General features: G+C 66.4%; 13 protein-coding genes. 10 read left to right on the forward strand and 3 right to left on the reverse strand.

Features of this window, described 5'->3' with window-relative positions:
- Positions 1–101: 101 nt before the first annotated feature.
- Complete coding sequence (locus FHR95_RS11625; protein WP_040187849.1) at positions 102–1,169, forward strand: NAD(P)H-dependent glycerol-3-phosphate dehydrogenase; 1,068 nt, start codon at positions 102–104, stop codon at positions 1,167–1,169.
- Positions 1,162–1,647, forward strand: a complete 486-nt coding sequence (locus tag FHR95_RS11630) for a SixA phosphatase family protein (RefSeq protein WP_183314502.1) — start codon at positions 1,162–1,164, stop codon at positions 1,645–1,647. Before FHR95_RS11625 ends, FHR95_RS11630 begins: the two co-directional genes overlap by 8 nt.
- On the opposite strand, the gene FHR95_RS11635 is transcribed toward FHR95_RS11630, so the two are convergent.
- Positions 1,640–2,587, reverse strand: a complete 948-nt coding sequence (locus tag FHR95_RS11635) for an AEC family transporter (protein WP_040187847.1) — start codon at positions 2,585–2,587, stop codon at positions 1,640–1,642. The two genes, FHR95_RS11630 and FHR95_RS11635, sit on opposite strands and share 8 nt — an antisense overlap.
- Positions 2,588–2,827: 240 nt before the next feature.
- Between FHR95_RS11635 and FHR95_RS11640 the strand changes: the two genes are divergently transcribed.
- Genes FHR95_RS11640 through FHR95_RS11650 form a run of 3 tightly spaced genes read left to right on the forward strand, consistent with a single transcriptional unit; the run spans position 2,828 to position 5,601 of the window.
- Positions 2,828–3,637 carry an alpha/beta fold hydrolase gene (locus FHR95_RS11640; protein WP_183314503.1) on the forward strand — a complete coding sequence of 270 codons (810 nt, stop codon included), beginning with the start codon at positions 2,828–2,830 and terminating at the stop codon, positions 3,635–3,637.
- On the forward strand, positions 3,634–4,491 hold the full coding sequence (locus tag FHR95_RS11645) for an alpha/beta fold hydrolase (protein ID WP_183314504.1): 858 nt from the start codon (positions 3,634–3,636) through the stop codon (positions 4,489–4,491). The genes FHR95_RS11640 and FHR95_RS11645 overlap by 4 nt, the downstream gene beginning before the upstream one ends.
- Before the next feature lie 27 nt (positions 4,492–4,518).
- Complete coding sequence (locus FHR95_RS11650) at positions 4,519–5,601, forward strand: patatin-like phospholipase family protein (RefSeq protein WP_183314505.1); 1,083 nt, start codon at positions 4,519–4,521, stop codon at positions 5,599–5,601.
- 16 nt (positions 5,602–5,617) lie between these two features.
- Here the strand turns inward: FHR95_RS11650 and FHR95_RS11655 are convergent, their stop codons facing one another.
- On the reverse strand, positions 5,618–6,196 hold the full coding sequence (locus FHR95_RS11655; protein ID WP_183314506.1) for a Smr/MutS family protein: 579 nt from the start codon (positions 6,194–6,196) through the stop codon (positions 5,618–5,620).
- 119 nt (positions 6,197–6,315) lie between these two features.
- On the opposite strand from FHR95_RS11655, the gene prmB reads away from it, so the two are divergent.
- From prmB to phaC, 5 genes are all read left to right on the forward strand, one after another.
- Positions 6,316–7,272 carry a 50S ribosomal protein L3 N(5)-glutamine methyltransferase gene (prmB, locus tag FHR95_RS11660; protein ID WP_183314507.1) on the forward strand — a complete coding sequence of 319 codons (957 nt, stop codon included), beginning with the start codon at positions 6,316–6,318 and terminating at the stop codon, positions 7,270–7,272.
- A gap of 30 nt (positions 7,273–7,302) precedes the next feature.
- Positions 7,303–8,388, forward strand: a complete 1,086-nt coding sequence (gene aroC / locus FHR95_RS11665; RefSeq protein ID WP_040187829.1) for a chorismate synthase — start codon at positions 7,303–7,305, stop codon at positions 8,386–8,388.
- Between the two features lie 57 nt (positions 8,389–8,445).
- Positions 8,446–8,874: a hypothetical protein gene (locus tag FHR95_RS11670; RefSeq protein WP_040187828.1), complete on the forward strand. Its 429-nt coding sequence runs from the start codon at positions 8,446–8,448 to the stop codon at positions 8,872–8,874.
- 142 nt (positions 8,875–9,016) lie between these two features.
- The gene (locus tag FHR95_RS11675) at positions 9,017–9,454 is read left to right on the forward strand and encodes a phasin family protein (RefSeq protein ID WP_040187827.1); all 438 of its coding nucleotides are present in this window, start codon (positions 9,017–9,019) and stop codon (positions 9,452–9,454) included.
- Positions 9,455–9,632: 178 nt separating this feature from the next.
- Complete coding sequence (gene phaC / locus FHR95_RS11680) at positions 9,633–11,474, forward strand: class I poly(R)-hydroxyalkanoic acid synthase (RefSeq protein WP_183314508.1); 1,842 nt, start codon at positions 9,633–9,635, stop codon at positions 11,472–11,474.
- A 157-nt stretch (positions 11,475–11,631) separates the two neighbouring features.
- Here phaC and lnt read toward each other — a convergent pair whose 3' ends face one another.
- Positions 11,632–13,107 (reverse strand): apolipoprotein N-acyltransferase, encoded by a 1,476-nt coding sequence (gene lnt, locus FHR95_RS11685; RefSeq protein WP_183314509.1) that lies wholly within the window; start codon positions 13,105–13,107, stop codon positions 11,632–11,634.
- Positions 13,108–13,116: the final 9 nt, after the last annotated feature.

Raw genomic sequence — 13,116 nt, forward strand, 5'->3', positions numbered from 1 at the left:
GCCGATTGTTGGCCCGGGCCTCTGCCTACCCTGATACGTCCCTTCATGGGGCGTTTTTTCGTTACACTCTCTCTCATTCATTCACTTTTTCCGGGGCGACCATGTCAGATCAATCCCTGCGCGTGGCGGTGCTCGGTGGCGGCAGTTTCGGTACTGCCCTGGCCAGCATCGCGGCCGACAACGGCGCCGAGGTGCGCCAATGGATGCGCGATCCCGAACTGGCCGCACAGATCACTAACGAGCATCGTAACGGCCGCTACCTGCCCGACTACGCCATCAATGCCGCGGTGGTGGCCTCCACCCAGATGGCCGAGGTCCTCGAGGGCGCAGAGCTGGTGCTGGTGGCCATTCCCTCCAAGGCCTTTCGCGAGGTGGTGCGTCAGGCGCGGCCCCTCCTCCATGAGGCACAGATCCTGGTCAGTACCACCAAGGGCATCCAGGAGGAGGGCTTCAAGCTGATGAGCCAGATCCTCGAGGAGGAGACCGGTTTTGCCCATATCGGCGTGATCTCGGGCCCGAATCTGGCCTCGGAGATTGCCGACAAGCAGCTGACCGCCACAGTGATCGCCAGCGACGACCCGCAGACCCGGACACGCGTGCAGACCGCACTGGGCTGCGACTACTTCCGGGTCTATGCCAGCAACGACCGCTATGGTGTGGAGCTGGGCGGAGCACTGAAGAACATCTACGCCATCGCCGCCGGCATGGCAGCGGCGCTGGGCATGGGCGAGAACACCCGCAGCATGCTGATGACCCGCGCGCTGGCTGAGATGAGCCGCTTTGCGGTGGACCAGGGCGCCAACCCCATGACCTTCCTGGGGCTCGCCGGAGTGGGCGACCTGATCGTCACCTGCTCCTCGGCGCTGTCACGCAACTACCGTGTGGGGCAGGCGCTGGGCGAGGGCAAGAGCCTGGAAGAGGCCGTCGAGGCCCTGGGCCAGGTTGCCGAGGGGGTCAATACCGTGCGCCTGGTGCGCGACAAGGCCCACGAGGACGGTGTCTACATGCCGCTGGCCGAGGGCCTCTACCAGGTGCTGTTCAAGGGCGTGCCGGCCCGGGACATGGCGCGCTTGCTGATGCTCGGTGAGCAGAGCAGCGACGTGGAGTTCGTGCTGCCCCGTAAGGACGTGCAGCAGGATCGTCGCGAGGGGGGGGAGCCTCATGGCTGAACGGCTGCTGATCATGCGACATGGCGAGGCCGGCCAGGGGATGCCTGATGCCGCCCGGACCCTCACGGCGCGGGGCGAGCAGGAGGCGGCCCGCATGGGGCGCTGGCTTGCCGAGCGACGTGACCTGGATCTCACGCATCTGCGCCTGTTGGCCAGCCCCTATGTGCGGGCACGGCAGACGGCGGTGCGCATCGCCGAGCCACTGGGCGTGGAAATCGAGCCCCTGCCGCTGATTACCCCCGACGATCCTCCCGAGGCGGTGGTCGAGTGGCTGCTCGGCGAGGCCAATGGCCGGCCCATGATGCTGGTCAGCCACATGCCGCTGGTCGCAGCGCTGACCGGTCTGCTGGTGGAAGGGCGCGGCGATCGCGGCCCCGGCTTCCCAACGGCCGCCTTGGCCGAACTCGACGCCGAGGTGTGGGCAGCGGGCTGCGCTCGGCTGCACGGGCTCATCAGTCCGGCTGATGAGCTTAGATAAGCCCGGCTGCCCTGAGACCGAAGACGCCCAGGGTGATCGTCAGGCTGGCCATCAGCGTGGTCAGGGCGACGATGTTGGCGGTGAGGGCGGCATTGCCGCCCATCGCCTTGGCCATCACGAAGGCCGCGGCAGCGGTGGGGCTGGCAAAGAACAGGAACATCACGCCGAGTTCGCGGCCCTCGAAGCCGACCAGCCAGGCGGTGCCGGTGGCCAGGGCCGGCAGGATGACCATTTTCATCAGGCTGGCGCTGATCGCCAGCCGTCCCGAGTCGCGAATCTCGCCCAGCGACAGGGTGGCGCCGATGCAGATCAGCGCCAACGGCAGGGTCAGCGAGGCGAAGTAGTCACCTGAGGTCATCAGCCAGCTGGGCAGGGGCAACCCCACAGCGGCGACGGGCACGGCGGCGACCACGGCGAGGATCAGCGGGTTGGTGGCGATATGCCCGAGCATGCTGCGCCAGTCAGTGTGCTGGCCCTCCTGGTAGCTGGCCAGGGCGATCACCGAGAAGGCATTGTAGGTGAGGATCACCACCCCCAGCAGCAGGCCACCGGCGGAGAGCCCATAGTCGCCGTACATGCCGGCGGCGAGCGCCAGGCCGACGATGCCGCAGTTGCCGCGAAAGGCGCCCTGGACATAGACACCGCGCTCCTCGCGGGGCACCCGCAGGATCGCCCAGCCCCAGCTGAACAGGAAAGTGGCCAGCGTCGCTAGGGCAAAGGTGGCGAGAAGGGCTGGATTCAGGGTGGCAGCAAGGTCGGCACGGATGATGCTAAGAAAGATCAGCGTCGGCAGGGTGGCCTTGAAGACCAGCAGCGAGGCGGTGGCGACGAAGGCCCGGTCGATCCAGCCGGCGCGCTTCAGGCCAAGGCCGATGAACACCATGGCGAAGACCGGCAGGGTGGTCTCCAGGGTCTGCAGGAAGAGGGCGGAGAGCTCCATGGGCGGCCTGACCTAACGCGCCAGCCAGAAGCCGACGAGTATGGCCGCCACGACGGTCACCAGGAACACGCGGTTGCGGGTTCGCGTATCACGCACGGGCTTGCGAGGGTCTGCCATGAGGAGCTCCGGTTGGTTGGCTTGCCGCCGACGGGCGACTTGGCGGATCATGGTAATCCCGTTAGCCTGCTATCGCCAGAAGGGTGCCGGCTGGGCGCCCGCCAGCCGCAAGAGTCCAAGAGCATGACCGACCACGCCTCACGCATTCCTCTCGTCTTTGCCCACGCCAACGGCTTTCCGGGGCACAGCTACCGTAGCTTCCTGGCGCCGCTGGCCGAGCATTTCGATGTTCACCCGCTGGACCGTCTGGGCCATCATCCTGACTTTCCCGTCGGGCACAACTGGCTGGCGCTGCGCGATGAGCTACTCGAACACCTGGCCCGCTTCCCGGAGCCAGTGGTCGGCGTCGGCCACTCGATGGGCGGTGTGCTGATGGCCATGGCCGCTGAGCACTCACCCGACTACTTTCGTTGTGTGGTGATGCTCGACCCGCCGCTGATGCTGGGCCTGGACGCCCAGTTCATGAAGCTGGCCAAGCGCCTGGGCCTGGCCGACCGGGTGACCCCGGCAGGCAGAAGCCTGGGGCGTCGCGACAGCTGGCCCGATCGCCAGGCCATGGTCCACTACCTGCGCCGACGGGGGCTCTTTCGGCGCTTCACCGAGGCCGCCCTGCACGACTACGTGGATGGTGGCACCCGTGAGCTGGATGACGGGAGTGTGGTACTGCTCTATGACCCCGACATCGAGGTGCAGATCTTTCGCCACCTGCCGGATCACCTGGGGGAGTTGCCCGGCCGGGTCAGGGTGCCTCTGGGGGTGCTGGCCGGTGACGAGTCCGACCTGCTCACCCGGCGCCGACGTCGCCGTCTGACGCAGCGCGGCGTGAGCCTGGCAGAGGTTCCGGGCGGGCACATGTTCCCCATGGAGTATCCCGACCAGGCCCGCTCGGCCCTGCTGGCCATGCTCGACGGCCTGCTGGAGCGCCCGGCATGACGGAGCCTCGCTCCCTCCAGCTGGCCGCCGGGCGCCTGGCCGCACTGGTCTGGGGCGATGATCAGGCGCCTACCTGGCTGGCACTCCACGGCTGGCTGGACAATGCCGCCAGCTTTTCTCGCCTCGCTCCTCGGCTGGTCGACGCCCTCGGCATCCGGGTGGTGGCCATCGACTTTGCCGGCCATGGCCTGTCTCGTCATCGTCACGGCGACTATGCGCTGTGGGACTACTGTCACGACATCCTCGACGCCTGCGACGCGCTGGACATTTCGCGGGTGCCCTTGCTGGCCCACTCCATGGGGGCCGGAGTGGCCTGTCTGACGGCCGCCGCCCTGCCGGAGCGGGTCGAGAGGCTGGTGCTGCTCGACGGCCTGGGGGCCCTGACGACCGAGACCGACAAGGCACCCGAACAGTTGCGCAAGGGCCTGCTCGCCGATCGACGTCCTGTCTCGCGAGCACCGCGCTACCCTGATAGTGAGGCCGCAGTGGCGGCACGGGTCGCCGGCGGGGCGACGCCCATCGATGCCGAGACAGCGCGTCCGGTGGTGTCACGCAACCTGGAGGCACTGCCCGATGGCCATGTGCGGTTGCGTACCGATGCCCGCCTGTTGCGCCCCTCGCTGGTGCGGTTCGCTCCCGAGCAGGTGGTGGCCATGCTGACGGCGCTGCGGTGTCCGATACTGCTGGTGGAGGGAGAAACCGGCATTCTCGGTGAGCGGCCGCGGGCGCGCCAGGCCCGGGCAGCGGTGACGCAGCTGACCCGCCGCGTGCTGCCGGGCGGCCATCACCTGCACCTTGAGCCGTCGGCCGTCGCTGAGGTCGCCGAGGCCATCGTTGATTGGCATGACCATTGACGCTTAGATGAGAGAGGGAGGCGCGGGATGAGCCAGCAGCAGGAACCCGATCATTCACGGGACAAGAGTGTGTCGTTGGTGCTGGGCAGCGGAGGCGCCCGTGGCTACGCCCATATCGGGGTCATCGAGGAGCTCGAGGCGCGCAGCTACAAGGTGGTGGCGATCTCCGGCTGTTCCATGGGGGCCTTGGTGGGCGGCGTCTACGCGGCGGGGAAGCTGGCCGCCTATCGCGACTGGGTCTGTCGGCTGGACTACGTCGACGTGCTCAGGCTGGTCGATGTCACCTGGAGCCCCATGGGCGCGATGCGCGCCAACAAGATCATGGGCAAGCTCGAGAGCCTGATCGGCGATACCCGCATCGAGGACCTGACGATTCCCGTGACCACGGTGGCGACCGACATGACCCGTCAGCGCGAGGTGTGGTTCCAGAGCGGCTCGCTGCTCGAGGCGATCCGTGCCTCCATCGCCGTGCCCGGGGTGATCACCCCGGTCCATCGCGGCGACCAGGTGCTGGTGGATGGCGGGCTGCTCAATCCGTTGCCCATCATTCCCACGGTGTCGGCACAGGCCGACTTCGTGCTGGCGGTCAACGTGACCGCGCATAGCCCGCGCCCGGTGAGCCTGGAGGAGTTGCTGCCCCCCGAGGAGGTGGCCGAAGAGCAGGCGCGCGAGCAGTCCCGGGACGCCGATGGCGTCGACTTCGCCAGCTGGATCCATGGGGTCCGTGGGGCGGCCCGACGGCTGATCGATGGCCTGGGCAACAGCGATGCCGACACCCAGAGGGGCAACAGCGAGGAGGAGGCGCTGGAGCGTGACCGCCGCGAGTGGGGGCGCCTGGATATGGTGCTGGCTTCCTTCGACATCACGCAGGCGGCCCTGGCCAAATACAAGGTGGCAGGGTACCCGCCGGACGTGTTGATCGAGGTGCCCAAGACGGTGTGCGGTGCCTACGAGTTTTACCGTGCCGAAGCGCTGATCAGCCTCGGCAGGCATCTGGCCGTGGAGGCCCTGGACCGCTTCGAGGGGCGCACCCACCCGGGCTGGGGCAGCTCTTCCATCGTCGTGGAGGCGCCGACCCAGCAAGGCCAGCAAGGCGAGGACGTGTCCTGACCTGACCTGACCGGTGTCAGGCGTGGCTGCCCCGGCGCTTGAGCAATACGTAGACCGCCCCAGTACCGCCGTCGATCGTAGTCGCCGAGCAGAAGGCCAGTACGCTGGGCCATTCCCGCAGCCAGGCATTCACGTGGCTCTTTATCACCGGATAGTCGCTGGTCGTGCCCCACGCCTTGCCGTGCACGACCAGTACGCAGCGTCGTCGCAGGGCCGTGGCGTCGCGCAGGAAAGCCTCCAGCTCCGAGCGGGCTTCCTCGAGGGTATGGCCATGCAGGTCGAGCCCTTCCTCCCAGCCGATGCGGCCGCGCTTGAGCTGCTGACGGGTGCGCCAGGGCAGGTCGGGCAGCGCGAAGTCGAGAAACTCGGAAGGCCTCACCGGCTCGACCCGGCCGTCCGATGTGCGACCGCTGGCCGCGAGATCGTCACTGGCCGACGTTGCCGCGGCCCGACGCTCGGCCGCGGCGAGGTCACGGCGGCGCCTGCGACCGGGGTCGGCCCGGTTGCGGGCGATCGGGCGCACGCCGGCCTCGCGCAGGGCCTGGCGAAAGGCGCTGATCTCGTCCTCGTCCGGTGGCTGGCGATCTCGACTCATGGGGTATTCGGCTTATGACGCAAAGCGCCAGTATACCGCCCCTGCCGTGGCTGTGAAGCGCGGGCCCGGGTACAATCGGCCTTTGTTTTCCTCCGAATTCTCCGACTCCAGGATGCCCCGTGGCTGAATCTCTCCCTGATGCGTCTTCCTCCACCCTGGTGCTGAGCGACGAGGCCCTCGCCGAGGGCCTGATCACCCTGCGTGATTGCCTGCGCTGGGCCGCCAGCGAGTTCCACCTGGCGGGCCTGTTCTACGGTCATGGCACCGGTTCTGCCTGGGATGAGGCCGTGGCGCTGACGCTGGGCGCCCTGCACCTGCCCTGGAACGTCGACCCGGCGGTGCTCGAGGCGCGGCTACTGCCCATGGAGCGCGCCCGCATCGTGGCACTTGTGCGCGCCCGCATCGAGACGCGACGTCCGCTGCCCTACCTGCTGGGCGAGGCCTTCTTCGCCGGTTTCCCCTTCAGCGTCGACGAGCGGGTGCTGATTCCCCGCTCACCCATCGCCGAGCTGATCGAACATGGCTTCGCCGCCTGGTTCCCCGACGAGCCGCCAGCACGGGTGCTCGACCTCTGCGCCGGTTCGGGCTGCATCGGCATTGCCACGGCACTGTATCTGCCCGGCTGCGAGGTCGACCTGGCCGACATCAGTGGCGAGGCCCTGGCCGTGGCCCGTGAGAATATCACCCGTCACGATGTGGGCGAGCGGGTGCGTGCCGTCGAGTCCGACCTCTTCAATGGGCTTGCCGGCCAGCGTTATGACCTGATCGTCTGCAACCCGCCCTATGTAGATACTCGCGACCTGACCACCATGCCCGCCGAGTTTCGCCATGAGCCGTCTCTGGCGCTGGGCGCCGGCGCCGATGGCCTGGATATCGTGCGGCGCATCCTGCGCGAGGCCCGCGACTACCTCACCGATGAGGGCGTGCTGATTGTCGAGGTCGGCAACTCCGACCACCATCTGGAGGCTGCCTTCCCCGAGGTACCCTTCCTCTGGCTTGAATTCGAGCGCGGCGGACAGGGCGTGTTTGCCCTTGGTGCCGCTGAACTCGACGCCCATGCGGCGTCCTTCGCCTGATTCCCATCCCCCGACCCAGGAGGAGCGCCCATGTCTGGCAACACCTTCGGCAAGCTGTTCACCGTTACTACCTTCGGCGAAAGCCATGGCCCCGCACTAGGCGCCATCGTCGATGGCTGCCCGCCGGGACTGTCGCTCAGTGAGGAAGATCTGCAGCACGACCTGGATCGCCGTCGCCCCGGCAGCTCCCGCCATACCACTCAGCGGCGCGAGGCCGATCGGGTGCGGATCCTCTCCGGCGTCTTCGAGGGGGTGACCACCGGCACGACCATCGGCCTGATGATCGAGAACACTGATCAGCGCTCCAAGGACTACTCGAAGATCAAGGATCAGTTCCGCCCGGCCCATGCCGACTACAGCTACCACCACAAGTACGGCATCCGTGACTATCGCGGCGGGGGGCGCTCCAGTGCCCGCGAGACCGCCATGCGCGTGGCCGCCGGTGCCATCGCCAAGAAGTACCTTGCTGCCCGGGGGATTACCGTTCGAGGCTACATGAGCCAGCTCGGTCCGATCGGCATCGATTTCAAGCAGTGGGAGGCGGTGGATGACAACCCCTTCTTCTGCCCCGACCCGGACCGCGTGCCGGAGCTCGAGGCCTACATGGACCAGCTGCGGCGCGACCAGGATTCGGTGGGGGCACGCATCAGCGTGGTGGCCGAGGGTGTGCCGCCGGGGCTGGGTGAGCCGGTGTTCGACCGCCTCGACGCCGAACTGGCCCATGGGTTGATGAGCATCAATGCCGTCAAGGGCGTCGAGATTGGCGACGGCTTTGCCTGCGTGGCCAGCCGCGGCAGCGAGCATCGCGACGAGATGACCCCGCAGGGCTTTCTTTCCAACCATGCCGGCGGCGTGCTTGGTGGCATCTCCAGCGGCCAGGCGATCATCGCCCACCTGGCGCTCAAGCCCACCTCCAGTATCACCACGCCGGGACGCGGGATCGACGTCCACGGTGAGCCGGTCGAGGTGGTCACCAAGGGACGCCATGATCCCTGTGTGGGTATCCGGGCCACCCCCATCGCCGAGGCGATGATGGCGCTGACGCTGATGGACCACCTGCTGCGTCACCGCGGCCAGAATGCCGACGTTCGGGTGTCGACTCCCCGGCTGCGCTGAACCGCGCGCGCTGGAATGGCTGCTACACTTTCCCTGACCATCGACAAGAGTAACGCCATGAAGATCAACGTCGAGTTTGACCTGACCCCCGAGGAGTTTCGCCAGGCGCTTGGCCTGCCCGACGTGGAGGCTTTTCAGAAGGACCTGCTCAACCGTATCTACAAGCAGATGGAGTCGGGTACGGAGGGGTACGACCCGATGAGCCTGATGCAGCCTTTCCTGCAGCAGCCCGGTCTGTCGCAGAATCTCTCGCAGGGGTTGTCCAGTTTTGGCAACTATCAGCAGATGATGCTCGACATGCTGACCAAGGCGGCCAGCTCCGTGGGAAGTGGCGGCGGAGCAGCGAGCAAGGCTCAGGAGAGCAAAGAGGAGGGGACCTCCAACTCGGGAACGTCATCTTCTGGTTCCGCTGACAAGTCTGGCTCCGGCGGCAGTTCCCGAAAGTCCACGGCGACGGCCCGTTCTCGCAGCAAGCGCGACAGCTGATCGCGGCAGGGCCCTGTGTCAACGGCCGTGTTCGACCTTCGCCGGGGGAAAGGGTAATACGTTTGCAATGGGAAAGGTGGCAGACTAGGCTTTGTGCAGTGCAACAAATTGTGCATCACCGATTCTCGAGGAGGGATTTGACATGCAGGACAAGATGACCGAGGCATTGAACGAGCAGACCCGTCAGTTCTTTGAGCCGATGCGCAAGCTCAACTCCATGATGTTGAAGAACATGGAGAAGATGACGCAGTACCAGATGGAGTCCATGAAGCGCTACAGCCAGATGGGCACCGAGCGCATGCGGGACGCCAGCGAGGTTACCGATGCCGAGAGCATGCGTGACTTTGGCACTCGCCAGGCCGAGATGATGAACGAGCTCTCTAAGCAGATGCTCGAGGATGCCAAGGCGATGAGCGAGATGAGCCTGGAGTTCAAGGCCGAGCTCGAGAAGCTCTACGCCGAATCCGGCCAGCAGCTCGCCGAGCAGGCTGAAAAGGCCGGCCAGGCAGCCAAGGGCGAGGCAGCGAAGTCCGACGAGCCCGCCAAGGCGACCAGCCAGTCCACGTCGCGCAAGCGCTGAAATCACGTTATTCTCATTGCGCCTGTCCGGTGCCCGGTTCCCGGGGGCCGGGCAGTGCTGTTGTTGGCCATGCCCTGGCCGGCGCAAGGTGGCGTGGCAGTTGCCGGATCCAACCCTGGCTCGGTGCCGATGTCCGGCCGTCAGGATGTCCGGCCGTCAGGATTAATAGGAGGGGTCAATGCAGTCAGGGGTGCAAGCACCGACACAGGTCGAGCTCGAGGCGTGGAACGCCCAGCTGGCCGCCATCAGCGAGGAATACAAGGCCTTGATGCAGGATCTGCTGGAGCGCATGGTGCCCAGCGATGCTGCGGAATCGGTCTATGACGACATGCACCGGAGCTTCCAGGCCGGTGCCCAGTCGCTGATGCAGAACCCGCCTCTGCTGTGGCAGACCCAGTCGCGGCTGCTTCAGGACCAGTTCCAGCTTTGGCAGCAATCCCTGCGCAGCGCCGCCGGTGAGGACGTCGAGCCGTTGATCACCCCGCACAAGGGAGATCGCCGTTTCAAGGACGATGCCTGGCGCGATGACCCCTACTACCTGGCGATCATGCAGCAGTACCTGCTGTTCTCGCGCATGGTGGAAGAGCTGATCGAGAACCTCGAGGGCCTTTCGGAGGACCAGAAGCGAAACCTGGGCTTCTACGCGCGCCAGCTGGTCAATGCCATGGCACCGAGCAACTTTGTCACCACCAACCCCGAGGTGATGCGCAAGACCATGGAAACCCGCGGTCAGAATCTGGTCGAGGGGCTGGCGCGTTTGCGCGAGGACCTGGCCAACTCCGCCGAGGGCCTCAATGTCACCATGACCGATCGCAGCGCCTTCGAGATCGGCGATAACATCGCCGTGACCCCGGGAGCGGTGGTCTACGAGAATGAGCTGATCCAGCTGATCCAGTACACGCCGGCCACCGAAGAGGTCTACAAGACGCCGCTGCTGGTGGTGCCCCCCTGGATCAACAAGTACTACATTCTCGACCTGCGCAAGGACAACTCCCTGGTGCGTTGGCTGGTCGAGCAGGGGCATACCGTCTTCCTGATCTCCTGGCGCAACCCTGGCCCCGAGCAGCGTGACCTGACCTGGGCCGACTACATGCAGATGGGCCCCATTGCGGCCATGGAGGCCATCGAGCAGGCGACCGGCGAGAAGTCGGTCAACCTGATGAGCTACTGCATCGGCGGGACCCTGGCCGCCTCGACCATGGCCTACCTGACCAGCACCCGGCGCGGGCGCAAGGTCAAGTCGGTGACCTACATGGCCACCCTGCAGGACTTCCGTGACCCCGGCGAGATCGGCGTCTTCCTCTCGGAGCCGGTGCTCGAGGGGATCGAGGCCAAGCTCGAACGTGACGGCTATCTCGACGGCCGCGTCATGGCCTACTCCTTCAACCTGTTGCGCGAGAACGACCTCTTCTGGTCCTTCTACATCAACAACTACCTGAAGGCCAATGCGCCGGCGCCCTTCGACCTGCTCTACTGGAACACCGACGGTACCAACCTGCCGGCCGGGACTCACGCCTGGTACCTGCGGCACATGTACATGGAAAACCGTCTGGTCCAGCCAGGTGGCATCGAGCTCGACGGGGTCAAGATCGACCTGCGCAAGATCTCCACGCCTAGCTACTTCATCTCCACGCGCGAGGACCACATCGCCAAGTGGAACAGCACCTACTACGGCGCGCTCCTGCCCAAGGGTCCCGTGAAGTTCGTGCTGGGTGGTTCCGGCCATATCGCCGGCATCGTCAACCCGCCGAGCAAGAACAAGTACGGTTTCTGGACCAATGACGCACTTCCCGATACTGCTGATGAGTGGCTGGAGGGTGCCGAGCCCCATGAGGGTTCCTGGTGGCCGCACTGGCAGCAGTGGATTACCGAGAACGGCTATGTGGACACCGAGAAGCTGGTGCCGGCGCGACAGCCGGGGGATGGCGAACTCGATATCCTCGAGCCGGCGCCGGGTCGCTATGTGCGCATGACCATTCCCGAGGTGCTGGGCGAAGCCCCGGCTTCGCCGGACGCTTGAAGCGATAAGCTGTAAACCGTAAGAAGAACGCCCCCGTCGTCATCCCGGCGGGGGCGTTTGCGTAGACAGTTTTCGGTTTACGCTGGCTTCGAGGTTCGAGGTTCGAGGTTCGAGGTTCGAGGTTCGAGGTTCGAGGTTCGAGGTTCGAGGTTCGCGCTTACGTCTCTCGCCGCAGGTGCAGCCCTGGCACCACCAGCAGGGCGGCCAGCAGCCAGCTCGGCCAACTGCCGGTGCGGGTAAAGGGCGTCAGGCCTTTCATGGGTGTGATCTCCCCGGTGAGAACCGTGGTCTCGAATTGCGGTGCCCGGGCAGTGATCCTGCCCCGGGGGTCAATGAGGGCGGTGACGCCATTGCTGGTGGCGCGCACCACCGGACGTCCGTTCTCCAGGGCGCGCAGCCGGGCCATCTGCAGGTGCTGCAGCGGCCCGATGGAGGCACCGAACCAGGTGTCGTTGGAGACCGTGAGCAGCGCATCGGCCTCGCGGGCGCGTGATGCCACCAGGTCGGCATAGATGATTTCGTAGCAGATGGCGTTACCGAGCACCAGTTCACCGGCGCGGATCGGTGACTGATTCGCGGGTCCCGGCGTCATGGTCGGCGCCGGCAGGTCGAAGAAGGCGATGGCCCCACGCAATAGGCTTTCCAGCGGCAGGTACTCGCCGAAGGGCACCAGATGGGCCTTGCGATATTCGCCGTTGACGTCGCCTCGGCCAACGACGCTATTGAAGTAGAGGCCGCTGTCATCACGCTGCAGGATGCCGGTGAGCAGTTCGGTGCCCGCCGGCAGGCTGGCCCGGGCGCGGTCGAGGTAGGGGGCGGCCTGGTCCTCGAACATGGGCAGGGCCGCCTCGGGCCAGACCACCAGGTCGACCTCCGCCTCCAGCGTGCGCGTCATCGAGAGGTAGGTGTCGACCGCGCGTCGCTGGCCCTCCGGGGTCCACTTGATCAGCTGAGGCAAGTTGCCCTGCAGCAGGGCGACACGCACCGGTTCGCCGGCGGGCAGGGTCCACTGGGCAGGCAGTAGCTGCGGTACCAGCCACAGCAGGGCGATGGGTGCGGCGGCCCACCAGCGACGGCGCAGGAGCTCGACGCCCAGGCTGCCCGTCAGGGCGGTGATCAGGCTCAGCAGATAGACGCCGCCTACCGGCGCCCAGGGGGCGAGGGGGGAGTCGATCTGGGCGGTGCCCAGCAGTAGCCAGGGGAAGCCGGTGAACAGCCAGGTGCGTAGCCACTCGCCCAGTACCCAGGCGCCCGCAAAGCTCAGCGCCGCCAGATGCGATCCGCACAGCCGCCGATAGAGCCATAGCGTGGCAGCGAAGAAGAGTGCCAGGCCGGCAACGAACAGCGCCGTCAGAAACAGTGCCAGGGGGACGCCGGTATAGCCGTAGTCGTGGATCGAGACGTAGACCCACGAGGCCCCCGAGCCGAACAGTCCCAGCCCGTAGCACCAGCCGCGCAGTGCCGCCTGGGCGGGTGTCAGCGCAGGCAATCCGACATAGACGAGACCGGCAGCCACCGGGCCCAGCCACCAGAGCGAGAAAGGCGCGGCGCTGAGGGTGGTCAGGCCGCCGGCAAGCAGGGCGGCCAGGCAGCCCAGCGTCGCGGTCAGCCGGGCGTCAGCCATGGTGTCCATCCGTGGTCA

The organism is Halomonas fontilapidosi, from assembly GCF_014192285.1.
In the GTDB taxonomy this organism is placed as follows: domain Bacteria; phylum Pseudomonadota; class Gammaproteobacteria; order Pseudomonadales; family Halomonadaceae; genus Halomonas; species Halomonas fontilapidosi.

Excerpts from the sequence above, each read along its gene's own strand:
- FHR95_RS11625 (WP_040187849.1), top strand. The coding sequence starts at position 102 with ATGTCAGATCAATCCCTGCGCGTGGCGGTGCTCGGTGGCGGCAGTTTC.
- FHR95_RS11630 (WP_183314502.1), top strand. The coding sequence starts at position 1,162 with ATGGCTGAACGGCTGCTGATCATGCGACATGGCGAGGCCGGCCAGGGG.
- FHR95_RS11635 (WP_040187847.1), bottom strand. The coding sequence starts at position 2,587 with ATGGAGCTCTCCGCCCTCTTCCTGCAGACCCTGGAGACCACCCTGCCG.
- FHR95_RS11640 (WP_183314503.1), top strand. The coding sequence starts at position 2,828 with ATGACCGACCACGCCTCACGCATTCCTCTCGTCTTTGCCCACGCCAAC.
- FHR95_RS11645 (WP_183314504.1), top strand. The coding sequence starts at position 3,634 with ATGACGGAGCCTCGCTCCCTCCAGCTGGCCGCCGGGCGCCTGGCCGCA.
- FHR95_RS11650 (WP_183314505.1), top strand. The coding sequence starts at position 4,519 with ATGAGCCAGCAGCAGGAACCCGATCATTCACGGGACAAGAGTGTGTCG.
- FHR95_RS11655 (WP_183314506.1), bottom strand. The coding sequence starts at position 6,196 with ATGAGTCGAGATCGCCAGCCACCGGACGAGGACGAGATCAGCGCCTTT.
- aroC (WP_040187829.1), top strand. The coding sequence starts at position 7,303 with ATGTCTGGCAACACCTTCGGCAAGCTGTTCACCGTTACTACCTTCGGC.
- FHR95_RS11670 (WP_040187828.1), top strand. The coding sequence starts at position 8,446 with ATGAAGATCAACGTCGAGTTTGACCTGACCCCCGAGGAGTTTCGCCAG.
- FHR95_RS11675 (WP_040187827.1), top strand. The coding sequence starts at position 9,017 with ATGCAGGACAAGATGACCGAGGCATTGAACGAGCAGACCCGTCAGTTC.
- phaC (WP_183314508.1), top strand. The coding sequence starts at position 9,633 with ATGCAGTCAGGGGTGCAAGCACCGACACAGGTCGAGCTCGAGGCGTGG.
- lnt (WP_183314509.1), bottom strand. The coding sequence starts at position 13,107 with ATGGACACCATGGCTGACGCCCGGCTGACCGCGACGCTGGGCTGCCTG.